Origin of the sequence: Laspinema palackyanum D2c (assembly GCF_025370875.1) — a bacterium.
GTDB lineage: Bacteria > Cyanobacteriota > Cyanobacteriia > Cyanobacteriales > Laspinemataceae > Laspinema > Laspinema palackyanum.
Map to the genome: position 1 here is coordinate 333078 of NZ_JAMXFD010000003.1, position 26174 is coordinate 359251.

At 48.2% G+C, this 26174-nt stretch carries 20 protein-coding genes; 14 read left to right on the forward strand and 6 right to left on the reverse strand.

The window, feature by feature from the left end; translation table 11 throughout:
* Positions 1-163 precede the first annotated feature (163 nt).
* On the reverse strand, positions 164-5317 hold the full coding sequence (locus NG795_RS06555) for a WD40 domain-containing protein (RefSeq protein WP_367287855.1): 5154 nt from the start codon (positions 5315-5317) through the stop codon (positions 164-166).
* A gap of 1152 nt (positions 5318-6469) precedes the next feature.
* Complete coding sequence (locus tag NG795_RS06560) at positions 6470-7852, reverse strand: P-loop NTPase fold protein (protein WP_367287856.1); 1383 nt, start codon at positions 7850-7852, stop codon at positions 6470-6472.
* A gap of 801 nt (positions 7853-8653) precedes the next feature.
* Between NG795_RS06560 and NG795_RS06565 the strand changes: the two genes are divergently transcribed.
* From NG795_RS06565 to thiD, 3 genes are all read left to right on the forward strand, one after another.
* The gene (locus NG795_RS06565; protein ID WP_367287857.1) at positions 8654-9550 is read left to right on the forward strand and encodes a cell division protein FtsQ/DivIB; all 897 of its coding nucleotides are present in this window, start codon (positions 8654-8656) and stop codon (positions 9548-9550) included.
* Positions 9551-9739: 189 nt separating this feature from the next.
* Complete coding sequence (ftsZ, locus tag NG795_RS06570; RefSeq protein ID WP_367287858.1) at positions 9740-11026, forward strand: cell division protein FtsZ; 1287 nt, start codon at positions 9740-9742, stop codon at positions 11024-11026.
* 99 nt (positions 11027-11125) lie between these two features.
* Positions 11126-11983 (forward strand): bifunctional hydroxymethylpyrimidine kinase/phosphomethylpyrimidine kinase, encoded by an 858-nt coding sequence (thiD, locus tag NG795_RS06575; protein ID WP_367287911.1) that lies wholly within the window; start codon positions 11126-11128, stop codon positions 11981-11983.
* 22 nt (positions 11984-12005) lie between these two features.
* Here thiD and NG795_RS06580 read toward each other — a convergent pair whose 3' ends face one another.
* Together NG795_RS06580 and NG795_RS06585 are read right to left on the reverse strand one after the other, a co-directional pair.
* Positions 12006-13709, reverse strand: a complete 1704-nt coding sequence (locus NG795_RS06580) for a DUF262 domain-containing protein (protein WP_367287859.1) — start codon at positions 13707-13709, stop codon at positions 12006-12008.
* A gap of 134 nt (positions 13710-13843) precedes the next feature.
* Positions 13844-16279, reverse strand: a complete 2436-nt coding sequence (locus NG795_RS06585) for a VIT domain-containing protein (RefSeq protein WP_367287860.1) — start codon at positions 16277-16279, stop codon at positions 13844-13846.
* Between the two features lie 664 nt (positions 16280-16943).
* On the opposite strand from NG795_RS06585, the gene ffh reads away from it, so the two are divergent.
* The 6 genes from ffh (at position 16944) to NG795_RS06615 (ending at position 23333) form a co-directional block, all read left to right on the forward strand.
* Complete coding sequence (gene ffh / locus NG795_RS06590) at positions 16944-18374, forward strand: signal recognition particle protein (RefSeq protein WP_367287861.1); 1431 nt, start codon at positions 16944-16946, stop codon at positions 18372-18374.
* A 272-nt stretch (positions 18375-18646) separates the two neighbouring features.
* The gene (gene rpsP, locus NG795_RS06595; RefSeq protein WP_261196634.1) at positions 18647-18907 is read left to right on the forward strand and encodes a 30S ribosomal protein S16; all 261 of its coding nucleotides are present in this window, start codon (positions 18647-18649) and stop codon (positions 18905-18907) included.
* Positions 18888-19325: a KH domain-containing protein gene (locus NG795_RS06600; RefSeq protein WP_367287862.1), complete on the forward strand. Its 438-nt coding sequence runs from the start codon at positions 18888-18890 to the stop codon at positions 19323-19325. Before rpsP ends, NG795_RS06600 begins: the two co-directional genes overlap by 20 nt.
* A gap of 222 nt (positions 19326-19547) precedes the next feature.
* Complete coding sequence (locus NG795_RS06605) at positions 19548-20501, forward strand: PhoH family protein (protein WP_367287863.1); 954 nt, start codon at positions 19548-19550, stop codon at positions 20499-20501.
* Between the two features lie 19 nt (positions 20502-20520).
* The gene (locus tag NG795_RS06610) at positions 20521-21282 is read left to right on the forward strand and encodes a DUF6816 family protein (protein ID WP_367287864.1); all 762 of its coding nucleotides are present in this window, start codon (positions 20521-20523) and stop codon (positions 21280-21282) included.
* A 293-nt stretch (positions 21283-21575) separates the two neighbouring features.
* The gene (locus NG795_RS06615) at positions 21576-23333 is read left to right on the forward strand and encodes an ABC transporter ATP-binding protein (RefSeq protein WP_367287865.1); all 1758 of its coding nucleotides are present in this window, start codon (positions 21576-21578) and stop codon (positions 23331-23333) included.
* A 42-nt stretch (positions 23334-23375) separates the two neighbouring features.
* Here NG795_RS06615 and NG795_RS06620 read toward each other — a convergent pair whose 3' ends face one another.
* On the reverse strand, positions 23376-23801 hold the full coding sequence (locus tag NG795_RS06620; protein WP_367287866.1) for a c-type cytochrome: 426 nt from the start codon (positions 23799-23801) through the stop codon (positions 23376-23378).
* Positions 23802-24036: 235 nt separating this feature from the next.
* Between NG795_RS06620 and petG the strand changes: the two genes are divergently transcribed.
* Entirely contained in the window at positions 24037-24150 is a 114-nt protein-coding gene (gene petG / locus NG795_RS06625; protein ID WP_254563350.1) for a cytochrome b6-f complex subunit V, read from the forward strand.
* 77 nt (positions 24151-24227) lie between these two features.
* Here the strand turns inward: petG and rsmD are convergent, their stop codons facing one another.
* On the reverse strand, positions 24228-24785 hold the full coding sequence (rsmD, locus tag NG795_RS06630) for a 16S rRNA (guanine(966)-N(2))-methyltransferase RsmD (protein WP_367287867.1): 558 nt from the start codon (positions 24783-24785) through the stop codon (positions 24228-24230).
* 52 nt (positions 24786-24837) lie between these two features.
* On the opposite strand from rsmD, the gene NG795_RS06635 reads away from it, so the two are divergent.
* Genes NG795_RS06635 through NG795_RS06650 form a run of 4 tightly spaced genes read left to right on the forward strand, consistent with a single transcriptional unit; the run spans position 24838 to position 26162 of the window.
* A complete protein-coding gene (locus tag NG795_RS06635) occupies positions 24838-25530 on the forward strand; it encodes a Uma2 family endonuclease (RefSeq protein WP_367287868.1) in 693 nt (230 codons plus the stop codon).
* Positions 25531-25540: 10 nt separating this feature from the next.
* On the forward strand, positions 25541-25858 hold the full coding sequence (locus tag NG795_RS06640) for a nucleotidyltransferase family protein (RefSeq protein ID WP_367287869.1): 318 nt from the start codon (positions 25541-25543) through the stop codon (positions 25856-25858).
* The gene (locus NG795_RS06645; protein WP_367287870.1) at positions 25845-25970 is read left to right on the forward strand and encodes a ribonuclease HepT family protein; all 126 of its coding nucleotides are present in this window, start codon (positions 25845-25847) and stop codon (positions 25968-25970) included. The genes NG795_RS06640 and NG795_RS06645 overlap by 14 nt, the downstream gene beginning before the upstream one ends.
* Before the next feature lie 12 nt (positions 25971-25982).
* Positions 25983-26162 (forward strand): HepT-like ribonuclease domain-containing protein, encoded by a 180-nt coding sequence (locus tag NG795_RS06650; protein WP_367287912.1) that lies wholly within the window; start codon positions 25983-25985, stop codon positions 26160-26162.
* The last annotated feature ends 12 nt before the right edge of the window (positions 26163-26174 follow it).

The window sequence follows — 26174 nt, forward strand, 5'->3', positions numbered from 1 at the left end:
CAAAAAAATCATATCATAATCCTCCCCAATCCCTGAAAATCCGTGTAATCAGGAGTTCATACCTAATCCGGTTGTTAAAAGTCGATTTTCTGTATTAGCCCGCGCTTCTGGGGCTTCGTCCGCGAGTGTCCCAGGCTTTAGCCTGCGGCAGCGGGGTTTTTACTTATCGAGACCGGCTCAACCGTTGTACAGAGGGAAGGCTAGATTTAGGAAATCGTTGTTCCTTAATCGCTTCCTGGCAAAGCGCCCGATCGCCCTCGCTGATATTTTTGGAATACTTGAAATAATCATGGAGCCAAGTACAAGCACGGCGAGTTAAATCATCCAAATCCAAATTCCACAAAATCACCGTATTATCATCGCCCGCCGAGGCAATAATTTCACCATCGGGACTGAATTCCACATCTAAAACCCCGGACGTATGACCTTGCAGGGTTTTTAATAACGTCCCATCTTTGAGACTCCAAAGCTTAACCGTGCCATCCCAACTGGCGGAAACCAACAGCCGACCATCCGGGGAAAAGCGCACACTTTCCACACTATCGCTATACCCTTGCAACAGGGTTTTTTCCAAGGTTCCATCGAGATTCCAAATTTTCACGGTATTATCCCAACTGGCGGAAGCAACCCGTTGACCATCGGGAGAGAAGGTGACGCTGGTGACATAAGACTGATGAGGATAGCGACCGGCGAGGGTTTGGAGGAGTTCACCGTCCTTGGTCCAGAGTTTGACCATTTTATCATCGGAACCGGAGGCAATCAGACGACCATCGGGGGAAAAGGCGACACTATTCACCCGTTCCGAGTGTCCTTCCAAAACTTTCAATAACGTGCCATCAATCCGCCAAATTTTGACGGTTTTATCCCGAGAACCGGAGGCAATTAATTGACCATCGGGAGAGAAACTGACCGCATAAGCGCGATCGCTGTGACTACGAGCCACGGGACAATCGGAATGTTTGTCAGGGTCGGCGGTCAAATTCGGGTCTACTAAAGTTTTGAGCAGGGTACCCTTGGCAGCATTCCAAATTTTGACCGTACAATCTTGAGAGACCGAGGCGATCGCCCGACCATCATGAGAAAAACTCACCCCAAACACGCGATCGCCATGTCCATCGGGAGCCTGTAACGTGGTCACCGCTTCTGTCGTCCGACCCGGTTCCAGACTCCAAATTTTCACGGTATTATCCCAACTCGCCGATGCTAACTGTTTTCCCGTAGGAGACAAGCTGATACTGGACACTCTCCCCTTATGACCCACCTCCCCAGCTAACACTTTCAAAAACGTATCTTTCAGAGTCCACAGGCGAATGGTTTTATCCCAACTGGCGGAAGCTAAAGTCATGCCATCGGGACTAAAATTCACACTGGTGACTCGGCCACTATGACCCTTAAGGGTTTTAATCGGCGTCCCATCTAATTTCCAAATTTTAATGGCATTATCATCCCCTGCGGATGCAAACCAGCGACCATCGGGACTAAAACTCAGGCTAAAGACAATATCATCATGTGCTTTCCAGGTTTGGGTGGAGTTCTGAGTCAGGTTCGTCACGGAAATGGTATGGTCCACCCCAGCGGAAACCAGATGACGACCATCGGGACTAAACGCCAATGCCGTCACCCAATCCGTATGAACCCTAAACGTCTTTTCCAAGGTACCCTCCAGACTCCAGAGTTTAACGGTTTTGTCATCGGAAGCGGAGGCGAGGGTTTGACCATCGGGACTGAAGGTGACCCAATTCACGGAATCGGTATGACCTGTCAAGGTTCTGACTAAACTGCCATCGGAGACCCGCCATAATTTGAGGGTTTGATCATGACTTGCGGTGGCGACAAATTGACTATCCGGGGAAAAAGTAGCACTATAAATGCTCAGAGTATGGCCGGTGAGTGTTTTATGGAGACTGCCATCGCGCTTCCAGAGTTTAACCGTCCTGTCTTTGGAGGCGGAGGCAATTAAATTCCCATCGGGAGAAAAGGCGACGCTGGTGACGGCATCGGCATGACTGACTCCTGTCACATCGAGGCTATAATCTACCAATTTTTTATGGAGACTGCCGTTGCGATTCCACAGCAATACCTGAGTGTCATTGCTTCCGGAGGCCAACAATTGACCATCAGGAGAGAAGGCGACACTCCAGACTTCTGCACCATGTTCTTCTAAGCGGTTGCGTTCTCGCACTCCATAGACTGCTTGTTGCAAGGCGGTTGCCACCCGCAGTTTCGTTTCGGAGTCTGGGTTTTTAGCCAACGAGAGTTTTCTCCATGCTCTTAAACTTTCGACTAAGGCATCAAATTCGCGATCGGCGACATAGAGGGCTTCACTGGAGGCACTAATGGCGGTAATTTGAGCATTTTCCACGCCGATGGAGGCTTGTTCTTTTTGGGCGAGGGCGAATACACTGGCAAAGGCTAATAAACCAGCTAAGAAGCCTAAAAATCCCCGTTGACATTTGAGGGTTTTATTGCTTTTTTCCAGTTGCGCCTGGGTCATTTTTTTGGCTTCTTCGGCCTGGACTAACTGCGCCTCGGGACCAAAATCGGTTTCGTATTTTTGGCGGACGGGGTGAACGAGATAGTCATGGACGAGTTGATAGCGATCGCCGGATTCTTCTCGGTGAATAAAGACTAAACCTGCGCCTTCGAGAATTTTTAAAATTAAGTCAAGTTGTGCCGGGGTGATTTCGGCGTCTGCTTTTAATTCGTCTTGGGTACGCAGGGGTCGGGTATTGTTTTGATTGGTCAGACGGTAGAGGACGGACCAAGCCGGTTTTTCATTATCCGGTCCACAGTCGCGAATGACTTGGACGAGCGATCGGGCAATGAGGATTTCTTTGGGGCGATCGCCTAGCTTTTGATACTGCGCTAAGGTGGTGATTTTTTCTTCATCATCTTGCAGTTGAGCGCCCACCAGTTGCAATTCAATCGGGCGCACTTGACCTGTTTCATTGGCCAAATCCCGAACTAATGCCTCAATCAGTTCCGCTTCCAAGTAAAATTGGGAGCGGGCCGTTAAGCGCTGAATCACTTCTACGGCCTGGGCTGCGGAAAAATCACTGAGTTGATAGCGGATTTCTTTACTGAGAATATCGTTATTAATGGCATCGAGATAGCATAATCGTTCGCAGTCTAATAAATAATGTAAGAAATCGGTTCTCAGGGATAGGATGATTTTAACAAAAGGGATATCTAGGCAGATTTGTAAAAAGCGATAGAATTCTTGTCGGCTTTCCTGGGTTTTATGAACAAAGAAAAATTCTTCAAATTGGTCAAAAACAATCACGGTTAACAGATTGCGATTGACATTGGACCGCAGCATGGATAAGGCGGCTTCTGGGGGGGTTGAGTCCGCCGACTTTTGTGCAGTCGGGCTTTTATCCGGCTGTTGGTCTCCATTGAGTTCGGCCCACTCCATAGCGGGCTCTGGGGGGATTCCCAGGGTTTGGCTGATGGTTTCATTGAGGCGTTTGGAGAGGGTGGCCATCCAGTCGGTATAGGACCGGAGGACGACGGGCAATGCTAGGCGATCGCCGATCGCCCGTCCGGCTAATGCGGGAACGAATCCGGCATTCACTAAGGAGGATTTGCCCACCCCGGATTCTCCATAGAGAATGGTGAGTTTTTTATCGGCGCGAGTCATGCGTTCGAGCAAACATTCAATATGGCTTTGGCGGCCTGCGGCGGCGATTTCTTGGGGAAGACCGAAAAAGTCGGAATGCTTTGGATCTAAGGGGCGATCGGCCGTTGGGTTGAGGAGGGGTGTAGGATTTTTGGTGTGCGGTTGCAGCAATCCGGCACCGACAAAAGCCCGGAATCCATAGAGGGTTTCAATGGAGCGTTGTTCTTGTTTGAGGCGAAAGGCTTCGACATATTCTTGATGCTCAAAATAGAGCGATCGCAACAGTTTTAAGATGGAAATATAAAGCTGGGGGTCTCGTTCCGGTTTGGTGACTTGTTGGGCAAAATTGAGAATTTCGATTGCGGATTGGGACTGTTGATACCAGGAAGGGGCTCCATCATTTAAGGTCCTGGGGGCGGAGGTGGCGTCCTGAAGGCTCAATTCAGGAACTGTGGCCCGGGCGAGTAAGTACAAATATAATCCCTGTTCTTGGCGATCGGTAACCGGATTCAAGGCGATCGCGGCGATCGCCTTTTGGGCGTACTCTTTCGACTGTTCCCACTGGAAGCGCGCCAGGGCGATTTCTGCCATAAATCCATAATCCCGAGCCAATTGCACGGGGTGGTTTTGATGGAGATCTAGGGTTTTTTCCACTTGTTCGAGCAAGCGGTCCCAGCGCTGTAACTTTGCTAGGACCTCGGATAACAGGGGGCTAAATTGGGCGACAACATCTAAGCGGGAACTGGACTCAAACAGGGTCAAGGCGCGATCGAGATAGGATTCGGCTTCTATCAGGTATTGCTGACTTTGAGCCTGGTAGAGTTCGGCCTTGCGGCAATATAACAATCCTAAATGAAACCACAACAGACCCAGGCGTTCGACATCCGCTGAGGAAATGGCCTCCGTGAGGGGGGAACCGGGACCAAGATGCTGCCATAAGGTCAAACATTCGTGATAATGGGCGATCGCTCTGTCGAGGCGATCGTGGCAAAACTCATCGCGACCGAGGACAAACTGGACGCTGGCACAGAGGTCCAGATCCAAGGTCACGCCGCGATTGAAGCAATCTTTAATTGCCGATTCCAGTTCTTTGCGTCGGTTCGACTCTAGGGGATGGGGGATGCACCAGTCATATCCGCCTTCATTCCTTCCTCCGGCGAGGAGCTGCGGAACCAGACTTCCGGCCTCTTGGTGCAGCAAGTCCAGCAAGCTATCGGTTTCCATCTCAAATTTAATGGAGGTAGCGGCCCAACTTTTCAAATCCGGTGCAAACCGAATCAAAGAAGCGAGCACTTCTTCAGTCACCCACCAAATCAGGGGAAAGGGAAAACTGTTGCGAAATTCATCGCGCACCTGATTGGCCGACACCAGCAACTGTTCCAAGCCATTGGTGCAATCCAACCCAAAAATCATCACCGCCGCCAGGGGTTGCTGCTGATTCAGAGCGTCAACCAAGGTGCTGTACAGGGTGCTGACCGTTTTCGGGAGAACCAGAGACTGTACAGAATGTCCTTCCTCGAATAGGTTTTGACAGAGAGATTCGAGACGTTGGACCATCGTCTGCTGCAATGTTACATAGTTGCACCGGACTAAAATTAAGGAAAAATTTCCTTGAGATAGGGCGATCGCACGGACCAACGTCTGTAAGGAACGCTCATTATAGAGGGAACATTCAATGGGTGGATCGAGATCAGTCATAACTTTTGTCGTTGTGCGCTATTCAAAAGCCAAATCAATACCATAGTGACCACCCCAAACTATCTTATGCCTATTTTCCTATTCCCTGATTCATCGGTTTGGGTTGGACTCCTAATCCCCTTGTTACCTACTTTTTGTCCTGACGCAGTAACGCCCTATCCCTGATCCCCCAATTTGATCCGGGGCAACTTCGCTTCACAGATTCGGTTCTTATTGTACCGATAAAAGACCCTCTCTTTTTAGGAATTCAGGAGGGTTCCAGATCACCTACTCACCTGGATTCCACCACAGGCGATCGGGGATAAACAGACCGGGAATTTTCTCGGGTTGGATAATAATCTCTCCATTTGGGCCAGGAGGAATGCCAAGGCGAGATAACTTAATCCTAATTTTGGTTTTTAAGGATTATTCCGTTCCGATTGATCTGCTCTTTCTATGATATAGTCCCTCTAAATCCTTTAGATCAAGAGGGGAGGGAGTAACCCCTTGGGGGGATAGACCCTACAGCAATGAGCGAACAGGGGTAGATTCGCTCTATCAGTTTTTTTCCGGATAAAAATCACTACAGATTCTCTCATCAAAACTACCCTTTCGCTGCGTTTCCCTCCTAGGAAGGGTTCCTGGAGTTAGCGCTCTTTGGGGAATAAGTCACTCTTTTAACAGGACTCGGGTCTTAATCATAAACGTTTCTTGGCTTCTGTCAAATTCAAAAACTCGACTAAAACCCTGGGCGGAAAAAATACAAGAAAAATATCAGAAATCGATTCCCTGTAGATGGGATACCAGTCAAGCCGATAAAATAGAGCGCTAAACAAATGGGAAGAAAATTGGCTGGTGTTCATCCAGCTTTTTAAATTCAGTCGCCAGATGAGAGAGAGAGTGAAAGATTCACTCCTCTCTTGACAAATATCATTCCATCTGTATTGAACGGCTCACAGTAGTTTGTTGCTACAAAATTGACCTAAAATTTGGGTAAAATTCGCCCCATTTTATCGAACTCAACCCATCGGCCAACTTGGGGTGCGATAGTACGGTTGCCTTGCCTGCATGGGCCAGAAAAATTTTTCAATCCCCTGGTGAGACTTCTACCTAAGCCATCACAGTGTTCAGGGAAAGATAAAAAAGATCGGGATAAAGGGAGAGAACCCGGATTTAGGCGGGATATTCTGACATCCATTCCTTAAATTTAGGGGCTTCGGCCAAAGCGGGATTAATCCAATACCACCGTCCATCGCGATCGCGATACTCAAACAGAAACATACTTCTCAACAACAGTTGATAATCCTCATCCCCTTGGACGTGCTTCTGTTCCAACGCTTGAAATAACAACTCCCACTCCTCATCGGTAATCGCCGCAATTAAATCATCGCGATATTCTTTAATCACATTTTCCAGACAGTCGCGGGAAAACGGTGGGTCTTGTAACTGTAGACAGCTATAAAGCAGTCCCAGTAAATTCCGTACATGACCCCCACTAACGCTGCACAAACGATTTAAGGTTTCCGAACAGTCAAACACCATCGCCATCATGTCCTCTCGTTCCGATGCCGGAATGTGGGGAAATGCCCGGGCGAGGACCATATTTCTGAGTAACTTCATCCCCTCAGCATAGACACTCCCATCCCGTTCCCGTATCGGAACCATCGGTAAAACCTTCGGTTTTACCCCAAATCGAGAACTCAAGCGGCCCAAGTCATTGGAAAAAATTAAAGACAAGGGAATGGTATAAACCACATGACAATTCAGCTTCCGCAATTGCTCACCGCGATCGACAAAGAGATATTCCGGTTGCGTCCGTCCCGAAGGCTTTCTGACGCTATCCACCCGGTCTAAATTATCCACGATCGCCACCAATCCTTTTTTCCCCCGCTGATTGAGAATCTCCGTCGCCGGATGAAGCAATTCACTATTAATCGCTTCCAAAATATTATTAGTGCGTGGCTCTAAATATTGGCGCAACTGTTGCCGCAATCGAGGGCTATGTCGAGCTTTGGCCGTAATTGAACCAATCCCTCCAGGCAAGGAAAAGCCCAGTTCTCCCTCACTGCTGGCACTAAAGGTTCCAATCCCGGGAAGCGAGGCTTCACCGCTCAGTTCTATGGGAGTTTGCAACAGATCCGCCGCGCCTTTGAGTAAATCCCGGAACCCCCGTTTAGGTTCAACGCAGAGGTTAATCTTCTCTAAACTTTCTGAAACTTGACGGGCAATACTCAAGAGAATTTCAGTGATATCTACGTCAGCCATATCCAAATCATGAGAAGACTCGAAATAGACAACGTGGTATCCTTCCGCTTCCAAGTCTTTTTTTAGTCGGAATAATTCCGTGGATTTTCCACAGCCAATATGTCCAGTAAATAGCTGGCAGGTCGGTTCATTTCCAGAGAGTAAACTAATCGTTCTACCCAGTTCTCGGATAATATTTCCGCCTCGAACTGAAGAAAAATCAATATAGTATTCTCGGTCTTCCTCATTCGCCATATCCAAGACTTTACTGGGATTACAAGCTTTATAAAATCTCGGCAAATCTAGTTTCATGTTAATTAACTCTCCCCAACGGCTGATCCCTTCTCCAGATATTTCTCGGGTATAGGTTGTCGTTCCGTAACAATTTTCATGACTTAACCTTACTGATGATGATTAACCTAGGATTGCCCAAGTGATCTTTACTTACCATCCACCGACTCAGGAGTGAAAGGATGGGGAAAAGGGGATTAATAATTGAGTGATCCATACCCCTTTGTTTAGGAATCGCCTTAGATAAGAGGGCGATCGCCTGCAAAGGTGGAGAAGTTAGGAGTCTATCACACCGCCACAAGGGTTCCAACTTGAGGACGCCGCCAGTGGGATTCCACAGAAGCGCTCCTATCACAAAGGATTTACGCGGTTAAGCCGATGTAACCCGATCGCTGGGGGCAGTCTATGAATTGTCCCTACTCTGTAATAGAAGAGATGGATCACTCCAGCAACTCCTAACTCCGTCGGAAGAAGCGGGGGACCGAAGTTTGCGGATTGGATTCAAAAATGAATCCTAGCCCAGGAGGTGAGTGGGGGATGGTACAAATCTGACCTGGCATAGCCTCCATTAAAAGCCCGAATCGGGAGGTTAAAATAAGTGAACAAAAACAGGATGGAGCAGCCCTCTCCATAGGGAAACCTGCTAATGGTAGATTTTTAAGGGGAATCTGAAGTCTGGATTTCATCACAAAAGGATTCCCCAGTGGGTTTACGGCGTGGGAATCAGGAGGGTTTCCCCTGCAAAAGGATCAAGGTTATTCCTTGACAAGAGGTAAAGTTTGGGTGTATTTAGTTGTGTCCCAGTTAGCTTAAACGGTTAGGATGGATACCATCGGAACGGTCTCTCAGTCCGAGTTAGTGCGTCGCCGTCGTCAACTGAGGCGATCGCGGCGTCAGAAAGTTTTCCAAGCCGGTTGGCAACTGTTAGCAGTCAGTTCCCTGGCCGGATTTTTATTGTGGACCACCACCTCACCGGCTTTAGTGATTGACACCCCTGAACAAGTGGAAATCGACGGGAATGAATTTTTATCCGACCGGGCGATTCGCTCCCTGTTGCCGCTGTCGTACCCCCGATCTATCCTGCACGTTCGACCGCAAGAACTCGCCCGCGAGTTGGAATCCGCCGGGACGATCGCTAAAGCAACCGTTTCCCGGCAGTTGTTTCCCCCGGGACTCAAGGTGACGGTCCACGAACGCTATCCGGTGGCAATTGCCAATGAAGGAAATGCGATCGGCCCAGGGGTCCCCACCGCTACTCCCCCCGGACTCAGCCCTAATCCCGCCGTAGGCTCTCCCGGGGTGCGATCGGTGGGTTTGCTTGATGAACGGGGAACGTGGATGCCCTTGGAAAGCTACACCACCCTAGACCCCACCGCTCAACTGCCCCAACTCCGGGTCATCGGCCCCCTGGAGCAATACCGTTCGTCGTGGCAGTCTGTCTATCAATCCATTCGTCGCAGTCCCATCAAAATTCATGAAATCAATTGGCAGGACCCGGCGAATTTGATTTTAAAAACCGAACTCGGACTCGTTCATTGTGGCCCTTACAGCCCTCGCTTTGCCGAACAAGTGACCCGCTTGGGACAGATGGGGGATTTACCCAACCAAATTGATTTAGCCCAAATTGCTTATATTGACTTGACCAATCCCGATCGCCCCTCCCTTCAACGCATAGGTGTAACTGCCCCTCAAACCGTCCCCACCCCTGAAAATCCTTGAAAAAAACCCCACTCAAAGCCATGATAAGTCCGGCTCAAGTTTGGGTTCACGCGGGGGTCAGTATGATTACCCTTGACAGATTGGCAAAACTAATCAGTGCTAAAGTTGGTAATCTTGGGCAACATAGCCTATAGTTGACTTTGATCTGCCCTCATTTCAGAAGTTGTATCTCTACCGTTCCCAATACCAATGACACTTAATAGTAAACTAGGGGTTGGAAATGAAAGCCCTCATTCTGAAGAACCGACAGGTTTTCCCGTGGCAGTGGACAACTCCAATCCTTTTAACAACACAGGGTTAATATTGGGTCAAAATCGCGATAACCGGCTCCCCGGGGAAGAAACCAGGAGTAACGATATTGTGCCGAGTAGCATAGCCAAAATTAAAGTCATTGGCGTAGGCGGCGGTGGATGCAATGCTGTCAACCGCATGATTGCAAGTGAAGTCTCGGGAGTAGAATTTTGGGCGGTGAATACCGATGCCCAAGCTCTAGTCCAATCCACTGCAACCAAACGCCTACAAGTCGGACAAAAACTGACCCGAGGTCTCGGCGCAGGTGGCAATCCGGCCATCGGTCAAAAAGCCGCAGAGGAGTCTCGCGATGAGATTGCTCATGCCTTAGAACATTCTGACCTCGTTTTCATTACCGCAGGGATGGGGGGTGGAACCGGCACTGGGGCCGCCCCCATCGTCGCTGAAGCCGCCAAGGAAGTTGGGGCGCTGACTGTCGGGGTGGTCACCCGTCCGTTTATGTTCGAGGGCCGTCGGCGCACGAACCAAGCGGAAGAAGGGATCGCCGCCCTCCAAAGTCGGGTCGATACCCTCATCGTCATCCCGAACGATAAATTGCTCTCAGTGATTTCTGAACAAACTCCAGTCCAGGAAGCCTTTCGAGTGGCTGATGATATCCTGCGCCAAGGGGTTCAGGGGATTTCAGATATTATTACGATTCCGGGTCTAGTGAATGTGGACTTTGCCGACGTGCGCGCGGTGATGGCTGATGCTGGGTCTGCCTTAATGGGCATTGGTGTGGGTTCGGGTAAATCCCGGGCCCGAGAAGCGGCCCTGAGTGCCATTTCTTCTCCTTTACTCGAATCCTCGATTGAAGGGGCCAAGGGCGTCGTGTTGAATATTACCGGCGGCACTGATTTAACCTTGCATGAGGTGAATGCCGCAGCGGAAACGGTGTACGAAGTGGTTGATCCTAATGCCAATATTATTTTTGGTGCCGTGATTGACGAACGCCTCCAAGGGGAAATTCGCATCACCGTGATTGCCACCGGCTTTTCCTCAGACCCCCCCCAACCTGGAACCCAGGTTGCCCGGGTGGTTCCTCAAGTGCAACCCCAACGGTTCATTCCTAAGCCTCCCGCCGCGTCTCCACCCCCGCCTCCGACTCCGGATCCTTCCCGTGGTGGTAAGCCACCTGGATTGGATATTCCTGATTTCCTGCAAAAGCGTCGCCCTCCGCGCTAACGATTTAGGAATGATGAGTTGGAATGAATCGCTGCTGACCCTTCGACTGGGTGAGCAGTTGATTTTTTTGAGCAATATGTAAGGGTCCAGGGTGGAATGATGTCTGATCTACAAGCAATTTCACAGCCGCCGATAGTCCCGATCGCCTTGACGATCGCCGGTTCCGATAGTGGTGGAGGGGCCGGGATTCAAGCGGATTTGAAAACTTTTGCGTTTCATGGGGTGCATGGCACGAGCGCCCTCACCTGCGTCACGGCTCAAAGTACAAGAGGGGTGACGCGGGTGGATGGGTTGCCGGTGGAGGCGATCGCCGCTCAGATTGATGCGGTGGTGCAGGATATGAGGGTGCTGGCGGTCAAAACGGGGATGCTGCTGAATCAGGAGATTATTGCAGCAGTCGCGGAACGGGTGCAGTCCCTGCATCTGAAAAATTTAGTGGTGGATCCGGTGATGGTGTCCCGCACGGGAGCACAACTGATTGATGATGAAGCGGTGACATTGCTGCGGGATGTCTTGGTGCCTTTGGGGGCGATCGTCACCCCCAATCGCTATGAGGCCCAAATTCTCAGCGGGTTACAAATTAATACCTTAGATGATATGCGCGCTGCTGCTCAGAGAATCCATAAATGCGGAGTTTCTGGGGTCTTAGTCAAAGGAGGCGGCATGGCGGGAGAATTACGCGGGGTAGATGTGTGGTTTGATGGCGACTGCCTGGAAACCTTGAGAACGGTAACGGTAGAAACGCGCAATACTCATGGCACCGGATGCACGTTGTCAGCGGCGATCGCCGCCAATTTAGCATTAGGTCAAGATGCTCTGACAGCGGTCAAAAATGCCAAAAACTATGTCACCGAAGCCCTACACTTTGCCTTGGAGATTGGCCAAGGTCCCGGTCCAGTCGGTCACTTTTTCCCCTTATTTAAAGCAGGAAGATTAAGTGAGGGGGAGATAAGTTAGGCAGAGATAAAGATAAATCAGATTAGGCAAAATCCGCACGCCAAACTTGAACTGCCAGACGCGCTAGAGACTGCTGTCGATTGGCGATCGCATCCGGCGTCCATTCTTCCGCTTGAACCTCCTGAGTGAGCCGGTACTGACTTTCCTGATATTTTTCTACCTTTTTAACATAAGGTTGATTGCCAATTTCCCGATTCAACGCCGCTTCCAAAAGTGTCATATTTCCCAAACGATAGACCATTTCATCTTGTTGCTTTTCTGTAAAATTTTGTTGCCATGAATTAGCGGGATTTTCTGGTAGAATATGTTCTATAGAAAAACTATCTTTTATAATTTTTACTCCCGATACCTGAGTTTCCAACTTCCAAAGAATATAACGAACTAACTTGCGTTTCTGTCCTTTAGTTGAAATTTCTAATAAGGAAAAGTCTTGACGAAATTTTTCGTCCGCTCCATAAAAAGAGCTTAACCGTTCAAATACCTGCCGGGGAGTTTTAATCGTTTCTTTTTGGATATCTATAGCCAGGTTATTATAAATCGTTTCCAAGTCATTAGGATTTAAAGAACTGACAATGCTATAGCGAAATGAGACAACTGCAATTAACTTTAACAAGCGGGTAAAGTCATCAGGAGAGAACTTTTCATAAGCAGCAAACAGAGTCGGATAAACTTGCTTAACTCGAAATAAGCTCAATTCTCGAATATACTCCTGATTTTGGGGAATATCTCGCCAAAACTCATCATTGGCATTCCCCAAAGCCACAAAAAGACTACTATAATTTTCGAGTTCCTCCAGTAAATCAAACGCTTGTTGAGCCGTTTTAACAGAATTCCTAACTTGTTTAAAGAGGCGCTCGCGACGGATTCGCGTGTAGGTAAGACTCAGATAATACCGAAGAAATTCAGGAAATTTTTCGAGTTGAACCGTTGTAATAATTCTTTTCCATTGCCGTTGAGCATCCCGTAAATCATCTGGTCCTTGGAATAGAGAAAATAAATAATTTTTTAATAAATCTGTGGCACTCAGTTCCAGTCCCCGAGCATTCAAGGTCTCAAATACCGTATAAGCATTTAGTTCATCTTCTACATTAATTTGAATGAACAATAAGCGCTGCGCCACTGTATCCGTAAGAAAGGTTGCTAAACTTTCTCCACTGCTCACCACTTCAGGGATATCTTCACTAATTTTTTCACAAAAATAATCAAAGGCTTTCCATAAGAGTTGGTTAGAATGAGTTAAAGAACGAAGATGCCTGGGTTTTCTTAAATTAATCAGATTGCTTTGATAAAAATCATTGTTGTTTTCATTCAAAATTAACTTACTGGAATAGCGAAGAGAGCGAGGGTCTTTATCCGCTAAATAGGTGCGTTTTAGAAGCTCTTGCCGCTCCCGATTCTGTTCTGGTTCTTGTCTTGAATCGACCAGTTGAGTGAGTTTATCAATGAGTGCGATCGCCAAAATGCTGAGGGTAGCAAACCGCTGTTGACCATCAATAATCGTCCACTCTTTGTCAGAATTGGCCGAATTTTGCAGAACAATAGCTCCCATGTAGTGACTGGATTCCGGGTCCTGGTGAAGCATCAAAATGTCCTGCCAGAGGTCTTCCCAATTTTCCACTTGCCAGGAATAATCGCGTTGAAAAAGAGGGACTCTATAAATTTTACCATTGCCAATTAAATCGCGAAAATTGGTGGTTTTTGTATCAAGTAAATTAATTCGAGCCATAAAAGATTCAGGTAAATTATAAAAGTTTCTAGTTTCTGTCCGGTGCGTCAGATAGTCAAGTGAATGATACTTATCTCAAGTTAACATTCTGACGCACCTTACATCAAGGAAGGAAAACCCATCCCAATCCAGAATTAGGGTTGAACTTGTAGTTTAATCCGGAGGGTTCCGGAGAGAGATTGGGGGGGTTGCCAACCTTGTAACGTTTGGCGAATTTGGTCGATCGCCTCTTGATCACTTAAGGTAGAAGCGCGATCGTCCAACATCACACGCACCACTTGACCCTGCCGAACTACAATTTCCCAAACCACCTCACCAGAAAGTCCTGGGGAGAGGGTCACAAATTGGAGTAAGTTTTCTAAATCTGCAGTCGCCTCCGCATTTAAGTCATCCCCATCTATCACTTGAATGCGATCGCTACCTTCGGGTGATGGCATAATTCCTTCTAGGGAAGATTCATCCAGGGGTTGGACTCCCCCAGCACCCTGACGAGCACCCCCAGACAACTGCACAGGTGAGGCAGAGGGTGGCGGTGGGGGAGAGGCGCTGGTAGTCCGACTCCGATTTCCCATTGCTGCATCTGCTTCACTTTCTGCCCCAAAAATCCCTTCGTAGCTGACGCCCTCGGGTAATTCTACGGGAACCTCAACCCGGCGAGTGGTACCATCGGGATCGACTCGGACTTCTTCGCTGACGGCGACAAAAGCAGTGTAGGCAGACAGCAAGCGATAGGCGAGGGCGGTATTAGTTACGGCAGTTACCCCGGATGTGGTTTCTCCGTCATACATTTGACTCATTAAGTCTTTAATTCGATGGCGACCCCACAATTGCGCGATCGCCGGGTTGCCGTCTTCCTCAAATGCCATGCGAAAGAGTTCTTCATAGCGATCGCCATTGGCAGTAATTCCCTTCACTCGTAACTGTCCCCGGGCGCGATCGCCTTTTCGTCCAAACAAGACTAAGGGTTGTTCCGCAAACAAATCGGGCGGTAACCCTGGATAAACTTCTGCCGGTTCTCCTCCGCCTTCCCAAGTCACTTCAATATTCGTTAAAACTGGATTATTAATCTGTCGGAAAAACCGTTCCGCCACTTCTTCTGTGGGTTCATCCTGACGAATCACTTGGGAGGTTCCTCGTCCGACTTCCGCAAGGCGATCGAGGATAAACCGATTCACTGAACTCCCCACCCCAAAGCTATATAACCGATTGCCCGGTTGTAACTTTTTTTGGACCTCGGCAATGATTTCCATATCATTGCCAATATAACCATCAGTTAATAAGACAATACTCCGTAACCGCCCATTTTCTGCCGGGGGATAATTTAAAACGGTTTGAATTCCATTTAATAACTCCGTTCCGCCATTGGCCTGCAATTGATTAATATAATCGATTGCCATATTTCGATTAGCCGGAGTATTGGCTAAGGGTCGCGGAGAGAGTGCTGTAGCCGTATTGGCAAAGTCAATAATGGTAAAGGTATCATTAAGATTGAGGCCATTGATAAAGCGACGCATCAATTCTTGAGATTTAAACAGAGGGTCACCAGATTGAGACCCGCTGGTATCCATCAGAAAGATGACATCTTTGGGGACAATTTCATTGCGGTTGTAATCTAAGGCCGGAATTAAGTAAATGGCAAAATGTCCTCCGCGATCGTCGGATTGGGTGAGGACGGTTGCTTTGGTGCGATCGCCTGACACGCGATACCGCAAAATTAAATCCTTGTTCGGGATAGAATCCGCCTTTGCTAAGTCAATCCGAACCATTTCTCCGGCTTGAGAGGTGACAATTTGATGAGAAGGGGATTGGATATTAGAAATGGGAACTCCCGCATTAATCTCCACCGCCACGCTAATATCATGACCGGACCTTGTGCCAGGACGAAGGACCGGAGGCGTAATCCGTGAGGCATCCGGGACTTGGTTGGTGTTAGTTGTTCCTGGGTTGGTTGGAGTGCCGGGAATATAGCGCGGACCAACGACCATAGGGAATACAAACTCATAATTTCCCCCTTCAAAGGGGAGACTGTCACTGTAGCGAATGGTGACCTCAATTTGTTCTCCGGGTTTGATATTAGCCAGGGATTGAGTGAAAATATTAGGCCGTTCTTGTTCTAATAATCCTGCGGTTCGTCCTTGTTGCCTTGCTTCTTCATAAATGCGTTGGGCTTCTTCCCGTTGTTTGATATCCCCTTTAATGATGCGATCGCCAATTTTAATCTCCATATCATAAACCGCCGCTTCATCAGGAAGGGGGAAGACATAAATGGCTTCTAACGGTTCATTAAAGGGATTTTGAAACCGTTGAGTTACGGCAACTTGGGAGACATTGCCATCAATCCGGGCTTTAACATCGGTATGGGTGAGAGTAAAGGCTTGTTTTTCTCCTTCTGGGGATAAAACATACAAGCCCCCTACATCTTGGGAGTCCGATGAGGTCTGGGTATTATTACTTTGAGAGAGCGTTGAACTAGGGAGCGATCGCGAATTTTCGGCTAAGGTTAAATGGGCGGCTGTTCCCACTGCTGCAACCAGGACTAAACAGGCTGGAAAAATATAGAGTAATTTCATAGAAACCTCATTTTGAGGAAATTTGAAAAATGTGATGGATTCTAGGATGGCACAGACTGGGGGAAATGAGCCGGAGGTTACACTTTTTGTAACAAATCTCGTAGGGGTGGGGGATAACGACTGAAGTCGTTACTACAAACGGGGGAAATTTAGCTTTTCTTAGTTTGTAGTGAAGAATTCATTCGTCTCTTTCCGATGGAAATAACGACTGAAGTCGTTACTACAAAGGGGGAAAATTAGGTTGTTTTAGTTCGTAGTGACGAATTCATTCGTCTCTTTCCGGATGGGGATAACGAATGAATTCGTTACTACAAAGGGGGAAAATTAGGTTGTTTTAGTTCGTAGTGACGAATTCATTCGTCTCTTTAATTTATGCGAAGATTGCTTTTATTCATTCAATTAAAAATTAAATTAATTCCAAAACAATCATCCCAATGCAAGAGATTTTCATCAAAATTATCCAACAGGTAAAGGGGAAACATCCCATCCTGCCGTGAACAGGAGGTTCAACGCCCTTGACACCCGAGAGTTTTCCCCCCGTCAATCCAGGCTCGAAAGAAGACCGCAATATGTTAAACTAGGCGGGTCTGACGCTGGACCAATCCCTTGCAGGGACACAACTACAACTGATTTCCTAGTCACATTCGAGAGTAACCATAAATTCATGTTTGACGCGCTTGCTGAACGCTTAGAAGGAGCCTGGAAGAAACTTCGAGGGCAAGACAAAATTTCCGAATCCAACATTCAAGAAGCCCTGCGGGACGTTCGGCGCGCCCTTTTAGAAGCCGATGTCAACCTTCAGGTCGTCAAAGCATTTATTGCCGACGTGGAAGAGAAAGCGCTAGGTGCGGAAGTGGTTTCGGGGGTGCGCCCTGACCAGCAGTTCATCAAGATTGTTTACGATGAACTGGTGGAAGTGATGGGGGAAAGTAACGTGCCCCTGGCGCAAGCTGAGACGGCCCCGACGGTTGTGTTGATGGCCGGATTGCAAGGGACAGGTAAAACCACTGCGACGGCTAAACTGGCCTTACATCTGAGGAAGCAAAATCGCACGACCCTGTTGGTGGCAACGGATATTTATCGACCTGCGGCGATCGACCAATTGCTGACCCTGGGGAAACAGATTGATGTGCCGGTGTTTGAACTCGGGACTGATGCGGACCCGGTGGAAATTGCACGGCAGGGGATTCAACACGCCATAGCGATCGGGGTGGATACGGTCATTGTGGATACTGCCGGTCGTCTGCAAATTGATGCAGATATGATGGCGGAGTTGGCCCAGATTAAAGAGACCATCCAACCTCACGAAACCCTGTTAGTGGTGGATGCCATGACGGGTCAAGAGGCGGCGAATTTAACCCGGACCTTTAATGATGAAATTGGCATCACCGGGGCAATTCTGACCAAATTGGATGGGGATACCCGGGGTGGGGCGGCCCTCTCAGTCCGGCAACTGTCGGGACAACCGATTAAATTTGTGGGGGTTGGGGAAAAGGTAGAGGCCCTACAGCCTTTTTATCCCGATCGCATGGCATCTCGAATTCTCGGCATGGGTGACGTGCTCACCCTAGTAGAACGGGCGGCAGAACAAGTGGACCTTGCCGATGCCGAGAAGATGCAGCAAAAGATTTTGCAGGCGCAATTTGACTTTAACGACTTCTTGAAGCAGATGCGCTTAATGAAGAATATGGGGTCATTGGGCGGATTGCTGAAAATGATTCCCGGCGTTGGGAAAATCTCCGATGAGCAGTTGTCCCAGGGCGAGTCTCAGCTTAAAAGTGCTGAGGCGATGATTAATTCCATGACGGCCCAGGAACGGCAGAATCCTGATTTGTTAGCGGGTTCTCCTTCCCGGCGCAAACGGGTGGCCCGGGGTTCCGGTCATGATGATGCAGCAGTGACTAAGCTGGTGACGGATTTCTCCCGAATGCGAATGATGATGCAGCGCATGGGTCAAGGGGACTTGTCCGGGATGCCTGGAATGGGAGGAATGTTCGGGCCCGGAGGGGGACAACCGGGACGCGGGGGCTATCCTGGGGGTCCGGGCAAGAAGAAAAAGAAAGCCAAGAAGAAAAAAGGGTTTGGGGAGGTGTAACTGGCCTGTTCTCGGGGTCTCGGGTTTTCAAGTCGGTTCTGGGACCCCAAGAAGAAACCGGGTTTCTGGCCCTAATTTGGGGGCAAGTGACAGAGATTTTTTTAAGAAATCCGGTTGTCTTGCCGCTGTTGTATCGATGCCCTACAAGGTGCTATAATGAATGACTTTGCAGCGGAAATTTGTAGATCGAACGCTGTAGGTGCTTACCCCCAGAAGCAGGTAAGCTGTAATTTGATGGCCTAGAATGGTTACGAAAAAGAAGTAGGAGCAAGATGATCAAAATTCGATTGAAGAGATTCGGCAAGAAAAAAGAAGTCAGCTATCGGATTGTAGCGATGCAGAGCACGACTCGCCGAGATGGACGTCCTTTGGAAGAATTGGGATTCTACAATCCGAGAAATGATGAAACTCGTCTAGATGTCCCCGCGCTGGTCAAGCGACTGCAACAGGGCGCTCAACCCACAGAAACCGTGCGTCGCATTCTTGAGAAAGCTAATGTCTTTGAACAGGTCAATGCCAGAACCCCTTCCTAATTCCCTCAACGAACCACTGACTCCCCAAGAACCATCTGAGGGTGAGAAAAAAACGCCTAGCCCTGATTATGGCGGGTTGGTACGTTTTCTGGTGGAACCGTTGTTAGAAACGCCGGAATCATTACGAGTGGATTGCGAGTTATTGGCTGGCGTCCCTAAAGTCTGGATTCGCATGGCGTTTGAGGATCCAGAAAAAGGGCGCGTGTTTGGCCGTGGCGGACGCAATATGCACGCGGTGCGAACAATATTAGAAGCAGCGGCGAAGGATGCGGGGGAAGCGATTTATTTAGATATCTATGGGGGATGGCCGAGCGATCGCGCTTCGTCATCCGATGGACCTGGGTCTAAAACCACGACGAGTCCTGCAGTAAAAAATGGTCCGGTTCGTCCTGGACCCAAACTCGCCGATCGCTCCTAGGAGATGCGATCGCCCAGCATCTTTGGGGAAAAATCGCCCCAAGTTTCTGGAGTCGGGAGTGGGGCGATCGCAGTCTGGTTCCAGCCCCGCTTCTTCAACACCCATCCCTTTTTCAACCAAAGATATTGCTGGAGTCCTCTCTTAAGACGCCTGTTTGCAGCCCAATTTGCAAAAAAGGCGTCTTTTTGCATTTTTTAAAACGTTACCTGTAATGGATATGGCATGGAAGAAAACACAACGATTGAACTCCCGTCTCAAGAAAGCGCCTTAGCCCTCAGTGGCGATCGCGAGGAAAACCTCAAACTCTTATCCAAACAAACGGGAGCCCGAGTCGTCCTGCGTGGACAAGATTTACTCATCCAAGGCACCCCCAACCAAATCGAACTCTGCACTCGATTAGTGCGATCGCTCTCGGACCTTTGGATCCACGGCAAACCCATCACCAACGTTGATATCCTCACCGCCCGTCATGCCTTGGATACCCAGCGCCAAGACGAACTCAGCGAAATGCGCCAAGATATCCTCGCCAAAAACCGTCGAGGGGAAGAAATTCGCGCCAAAACCTTTCGCCAACGTTCCTACATCAAAGCCATTCGCAGCCATGATCTCACCTTCTGCATTGGTCCCGCAGGCACCGGCAAAACCTTTCTCGCCACCATCCTGGCTGCCCAATCTCTCCTCGCCAATGAATATGAAAGGCTAATTTTAACCCGCCCTGCCGTAGAAGCGGGGGAAAAACTCGGCTTCCTTCCTGGGGACTTGCAACAGAAAATTAATCCCTATTTGCGCCCCCTCTATGATGCCCTCTATGAAGTCATCGAACCCGAAAAAATCGCCAACCTCATGGAACGCGGCATCATTGAAGTCGCCCCCCTCGCCTATATGCGGGGACGCACCCTCAATCGCTCATTTGTCATCCTTGATGAAGCGCAAAACACCACCCCCGCCCAAATGAAAATGGTCCTCACCCGCCTCGGGTTTAAATCCCGCATGGTGGTTACCGGAGACATCACCCAAACCGATTTACCCTTCCATCAGCAGTCTGGCTTAAATGTCGCCAAAAATATCCTGCAAAATGTCGAAGGCATTGCTTTTTGCAACCTCTCTCAAGCTGATGTCGTCCGCAATCCCCTCGTTCAGCGTATCGTCGCCGCCTATGAAAGCCATGATAAATAGGGGAATAACCCTCTGTTTGATGGTGTTCCTTCTGCTGTGGAACACTGGCAATGGGGTAGCGGGACCTCTCGCGGACCGTTTGCAAGCCTTTCCCAATTGGCAGAGTAAACCGGCTGTCTCTGTGGCAGAGGGAGATTTGATTTATCCCGACTGGATCAAAGGGACTTGGGATGTGACAAGTACCTTGGTGGAACAGATTGCTCCCCTTGCGCCAAGTCTTGTCACCCCGGGATTTGAGAAAAATCAAGCCTATTTGAATCAGCCGGTTAAATTTCAGGTGCGATTTGTGGAGGGGTCAAGCCGATATCGGCAGCGATGGCAGGGAATTCCGATTCCGGTGACTCAGAATCAAGGGGTAGTTGCCGATCGCGCCTTTAATGGGTTAAAGATTGCCCAAGCTTATTTAGGCGATGGGGCGGTAGAATCGGTGAAAGTTGATCCAGCGGATCCGAACCAGCAGATTACTCTTTTGAATGGCGATCGGCAACTGGTATCCCTAGTTACGGGTAGAGGCAGCGAAATTCCTGCACCGGATGAGTTTATCGCCACAGAAATTACCCAGCAGATTTTTCGCCGCCAACCGCAGATTTATCTCAATGAAGTGGAAACTACTACCCACTATCAACGGGGGAAGGATACGCCGGAGAAAATCACTGCCAATCAAATCACGGCGATTTATTTATCACCCCAAGACCCCGATTACTTTGCTGCCGGAGGCAAGGCGATCGCTCTTTATCGCTATCAATTAGAATTGTCCCCGGTTGCCATACTGAACCGATAGGTGATACCCCAATCAGCATTGGTAAAAACTCGCACCCTTAAGGGGATCGGTTCTAGGGATGGCGATCGAATAAAGTAAGATTAAACTGACATCTTGCACCATTCTCAACACCGGCGGGGGTTAAAACCCCCGCCTAACAGCTCAAGTCGGTTGAAACCGACTGAAAGCCTTACCCAATGGTGTTTTTAGTCGGTTTTTAACCGACTTTAGCTATGAGGCGGGGGTTTTAACCCCCGTCGGTTGTTGCCGCAAGTCCAAGATGTCAGATTAACCTTCAATATTAACGCCTAAAATTGTCTCGATCGCATTATTGGTTACTGCTGCCTTACCTGCGTCCCCACTGGAACACCATCATCCGGGCGCTGATTTGTACATTGATTTTTACCATCTTTTGGCCTTTACAAGCCTGGTTAGCCGGTCGGATTGCTAATTTTATCGGGGCCGGGGATGTGGTGGCGATCGCCCGATTAGCGGGGATTGGTGCGCTAATTTTCCTCGGTCAAGGAATTGTCCAATATGGTCAGGATTCCCTAATGGCTTCCGCCGCCCTTTCCATCGCCCTTGACCTTCGTAAATCCATTTATAGCCACCTCCACAAGCTCAATCTCGGCTTTTTTGAAACTGCCAAAACCGGCGACCTTTCCTATCGCCTCACGGAAGATATTGACCGGATTGGGGAAGTGGTCAATAAATTTTTTCATCAATTTGTACCCTGCGTTTTGCAACTGGTAGTAGTGGTGGGATATATGATTTATTTGAATTGGCAACTCACCTTTGCTACTCTGCTCATTGCTCCCTTAATGGCAGTTATTGTCAGTTGGTTCGGCAATAAATTATTAATTGTTTCCCGGCGCAGTCAAACCCAAATTTCTAATTTATCAGCGTTAATTTCTGAAGTATTTAGTGGAATTCGCTTAGTTCAAGCTTTTGCGGCTGAAGATTATGAAATTGAGCGATTTTCTAAAGAAGCCGAACATAATCGCCGGATGAAATATCGGGCAGAACAATTAAAAGCAATTCAATTTCCTGTAGTGGGATTTTTAGAAGCTTTAAGCGTGTTATCGCTATTTTTTCTCGGAGGATGGCAAATTTCTCAAGGAAATCTAACGGGGAGTGAATTTGTTAGTTATGTAGCGGCAGTGGCTTTAGTGATTAATCCCATTTCCTTGACGACGAGTAATTATAATGAATTTAAACAGGCAGAGGCATCGGTAGACCGAATTTTTGAGTTGTTTGCGGTGAAAGCAACGGTGGTAGAAAAACCTGGCGCAGTCGCCTTACCTGCGGTAACGGGAAAGGTGGAATATCGGAATGTTTCCTTTGCCTACGCCACGCAACCGCTTTTCAATCCCAAGAATCAAGAAGAAGTGCCGGTATTGCAGGGGTTAAGTTTAGTTGCTTCTCCCGGAGAGGCGATCGCCTTAGTCGGTGCTTCTGGTGCCGGTAAAACCACCTTAGTTAATCTTTTACCTCGATTTTATGATGTGAAATCGGGACAAATTTTGATTGATGGAATTGACATTCGCGAAGTCACCATTCCCAGTTTACGCCGTCAAATTGGCATCGTTCCTCAAGAAACCATTCTATTTACCGGAAGTATTGCCCAAAATATTGCTTTTGGACAACTAGACTATCGCCTAGACGAGATAGAAGCAGCAGCAAAAATTGCCAATGCCGATGAATTTATTCAAAAACTGCCTGATGGATATCAGAGTTGGGTTGGAGAGAGAGGGGTTAATTTATCTGGGGGACAACGCCAACGAATTGCGATCGCCCGGGCGGTACTTCTAAATCCACGAATCCTCATCTTAGATGAAGCAACCTCTGCCTTAGATTCAGAATCGGAAGCATTAGTGCAAGAAGCATTAGAACGATTAATGCAAAACCGCACTGTTTTTATTATCGCTCACCGTCTCGGCACCGTGCGTCGTGCCGATCGCATTTTAGTGATGGAAAAAGGCCAAATTATTGAATCCGGAACCCATCAAGAACTGTTGGAACGAGAGGGACAATATGCCAAATTTTACGCCCAACAGTTTGAGCGAACATAACTCAAAACCCCCGAAAATTTAACCCTTCGGGGGTTTTTCCATTCAAAGACTTTGAACATATTTCAACAAATCCGCCATATCTTGCGGGTTGGGTTGAAATTGAGGCATTGGCGGCGTTTTGCCTCCCGTTACCTGATTAATAATACCAACAGGGGATTTCCGTTGAGAAACGGCAGTTAAACTGGGTCCTACCTGCCGTCCATTCTGGATGCCATGACAACCGGCACAGTTCATTTGGAAAATGGCATGACCCCGCAGCGAGTCTCCATCCAGGGTTAGGACGGTTTTCACATACGGATCCGAAACTTGTAATTGTAGGGCGAGAATAATCCCGAGGACAATACCCACCAGAATAAAGACAATGACTGTGCTACGCGCACCAAAGGCGATCGCCCCACTTGTGACGGGACAAGGTTCTGCTGCTTCAGGTTTGGCGAGATCGTTAGTCAAGGGTAAGGTCGTTTTCAAGGGATGTACAAATATTGTATGATTTTATAACATAGCTTAACATTTGCGATCAGAATGGGCATTCTACGGCAATTTCTGGGAAACCATCGGGAGACGAGGAAATCCGCGCATCCGGAGATCCCTGCCTCAGAAAATGCCAATGCTGCCATTGTGGGCGACTGTCTTTAGATGAAAGAATTGCAAGAAACCTTTACATATTAAAATATAACCCTAGTTGCAAAGGAGATTTATCGACGTGGTTGAACCGTTACTGTCTGGCATCGTGTTGGGTTTGATTGTGGTGACTCTAGCTGGTTTGTTTTTCGCCGCTTACCAGCAGTACAAGCGCGGGAACGATTTGGGTTTGTAAATCCATCACGAATTCCTGACTAAAACAACAGCGATCGCCGCTTTTGGGTCCTGAACCCGCCAGAGGCGATCGCTGTTTTAATTTGATGACTCATCGGATAACCCGAGGAACGTCACCGTGGTATTGCTGTAGCCCCGTTCCCGCAGGATTTCCAGAGTGGGAATGGGGTCGATGGCGAGGCGATCGCTGCGATGTTCCACCGCAATTTCCCCATCGGGTGCCAGGAGTTGATAATCGGCGATCGCTGCCAACACAGGTTGATAGAGACTGCTGGCATAAGGCGGATCGAAATACATCCGGTCAAATTGGCGACCCTGCAAACCCTTTAACCGCGCCATCACATCACCGCGCAGAATTTCCACCGCTTGATCCGCCTGCTTCACCCGTTGCAAATTTTCCCGAATAATCGCCAGCGCACGAGGGGACTGTTCCATCGCCACAACTTCTACAGCACCTCGACATAACGCCTCTGCACTCATCGTAGCCGCACCGGCACACAAATCCAACCACCGACATCCAGCAATACTTCCTTGCCAAACATTAAACACCGCTTCCCGCACCCGTGCCGCAGTCGGTCGAGTTTGCTCACCGGGTAAAGTTTTCAGTAACCGATTACCATAAATTCTAAGACTCATAATAATTAGAATAGTCGATTCAGGTCTAACCCGAATATCTGGAGGAAAAAGAATGGTAAGAATTTCACCAAACCCCACCGGAGAACCCCAGACAACAGCCCCAGAATTAGGCGCTACAGAGGAGAACTCCATCCTTATTTTACCCAATATCCGTTGGCAAACCTACGAAGCACTCTTATTGGACTTACAAGATAGGGGTGGGGTGAGGGTTGCCTATGATCAAGGAACGTTAGAAATTATGGCTCCATCAGAAGAACATGAAGGGTATAGTATCTCGATTCACAATTTTATTGTGATTTTAGCCGATGAACTCGGCCTCAATTTAAGGCAGTTAGGCTCTACCACCTTAAAAAAAGAAGATATTCAAAGAGGATTAGAACCCGATCAATGCTATTACATTCAGAATGAACCTCGGGTGAGAAGTAAACTCAAAATTGACCTGAGTGTAAACCCGCCTCCAGATTTAGTTGTTGAGGTAGATATTACCAGTGGGTCTCTCAATAAATTCCCCATTTATCAATCCTTAAAAATTCCCGAAATTTGGCGATACCGGCGCAGAGGTTTAGAAATCTTTGAGTTGCAGGGTGAGGAATATGTGCAGCGGGATTTCAGTCCCACCTTCTCACCGATTTCCGTTACGACGGTGATTCCAGAATTTATTCAGAAAAGCCCCAGCATGGGAGAAATGGTAGCATTGCGAGCATTTAGAACTTGGGTGAAAGCGCAATTGCAGAATCAAGAATAAAGGAGGAAATATGGTCAAAACTCAAGTTGAACTCCCGAGAGAGAAAATAGAGGCATTTTGTCAACAGTGGAAAATTACTGAATTTGCCTTGTTTGGTTCAGTCTTACGGGATGATTTTCGACCGGATACCGATATTGATGTCCTGGTTACTTTTGCACCGGATGCTCATTGGAGTTTGCTGGATTCTGTCCGCATGGAGCAAGAATTAGAAACCATTTTTGGCCGAGAAGTAGACTGTGTGGATAAAGAGGCGATCGCCCAAAGCCCGAACTGGATTCGACGCAAAGAAATTTTAGGAACTGCGGAGGTTTTTTATGTTGCGGGATAAGGCATCACTTTTAGATATTGCTAGATTTTCTGGATTAATTTTAGAATTCACCCAAAGCCTGAGTCAAGATGAATTTAATCGGGATATTAAAACCCAAGCCGCTGTTTTGTAGTATCTGACGATAATCGGGGAAGCGGTCAAACGAATTTCAATGGAATTTCGCAGTCAGCACCCGGAAATTGCAGGGATGAGGGATAAAGTGACGCATCAATACGATATCGTGAAGTTAGAGGAAGTGTGGGAAGCAATTCAAAGGGATATTCCGGAATTGTTAGAAGCGATCGCACCCCTACTGCCAATATGAAGAAGAGTGAAA

Excerpts from the sequence above, each read along its gene's own strand:
- NG795_RS06580 (WP_367287859.1), bottom strand. The coding sequence starts at position 13,709 with ATGGCTCGAATTAATTTACTTGATACAAAAACCACCAATTTTCGCGAT.
- NG795_RS06610 (WP_367287864.1), top strand. The coding sequence starts at position 20,521 with ATGGTGTTCCTTCTGCTGTGGAACACTGGCAATGGGGTAGCGGGACCT.
- ffh (WP_367287861.1), top strand. The coding sequence starts at position 16,944 with ATGTTTGACGCGCTTGCTGAACGCTTAGAAGGAGCCTGGAAGAAACTT.
- ftsZ (WP_367287858.1), top strand. The coding sequence starts at position 9,740 with ATGACACTTAATAGTAAACTAGGGGTTGGAAATGAAAGCCCTCATTCT.
- thiD (WP_367287911.1), top strand. The coding sequence starts at position 11,126 with ATGTCTGATCTACAAGCAATTTCACAGCCGCCGATAGTCCCGATCGCC.
- rsmD (WP_367287867.1), bottom strand. The coding sequence starts at position 24,785 with ATGAGTCTTAGAATTTATGGTAATCGGTTACTGAAAACTTTACCCGGT.
- NG795_RS06560 (WP_367287856.1), bottom strand. The coding sequence starts at position 7,852 with ATGAAACTAGATTTGCCGAGATTTTATAAAGCTTGTAATCCCAGTAAA.
- NG795_RS06605 (WP_367287863.1), top strand. The coding sequence starts at position 19,548 with ATGGAAGAAAACACAACGATTGAACTCCCGTCTCAAGAAAGCGCCTTA.
- NG795_RS06585 (WP_367287860.1), bottom strand. The coding sequence starts at position 16,279 with ATGAAATTACTCTATATTTTTCCAGCCTGTTTAGTCCTGGTTGCAGCA.
- NG795_RS06645 (WP_367287870.1), top strand. The coding sequence starts at position 25,845 with ATGTTGCGGGATAAGGCATCACTTTTAGATATTGCTAGATTTTCTGGA.
- NG795_RS06565 (WP_367287857.1), top strand. The coding sequence starts at position 8,654 with ATGGATACCATCGGAACGGTCTCTCAGTCCGAGTTAGTGCGTCGCCGT.
- rpsP (WP_261196634.1), top strand. The coding sequence starts at position 18,647 with ATGATCAAAATTCGATTGAAGAGATTCGGCAAGAAAAAAGAAGTCAGC.
- NG795_RS06600 (WP_367287862.1), top strand. The coding sequence starts at position 18,888 with ATGCCAGAACCCCTTCCTAATTCCCTCAACGAACCACTGACTCCCCAA.
- NG795_RS06555 (WP_367287855.1), bottom strand. The coding sequence starts at position 5,317 with ATGACTGATCTCGATCCACCCATTGAATGTTCCCTCTATAATGAGCGT.
- NG795_RS06635 (WP_367287868.1), top strand. The coding sequence starts at position 24,838 with ATGGTAAGAATTTCACCAAACCCCACCGGAGAACCCCAGACAACAGCC.
- NG795_RS06640 (WP_367287869.1), top strand. The coding sequence starts at position 25,541 with ATGGTCAAAACTCAAGTTGAACTCCCGAGAGAGAAAATAGAGGCATTT.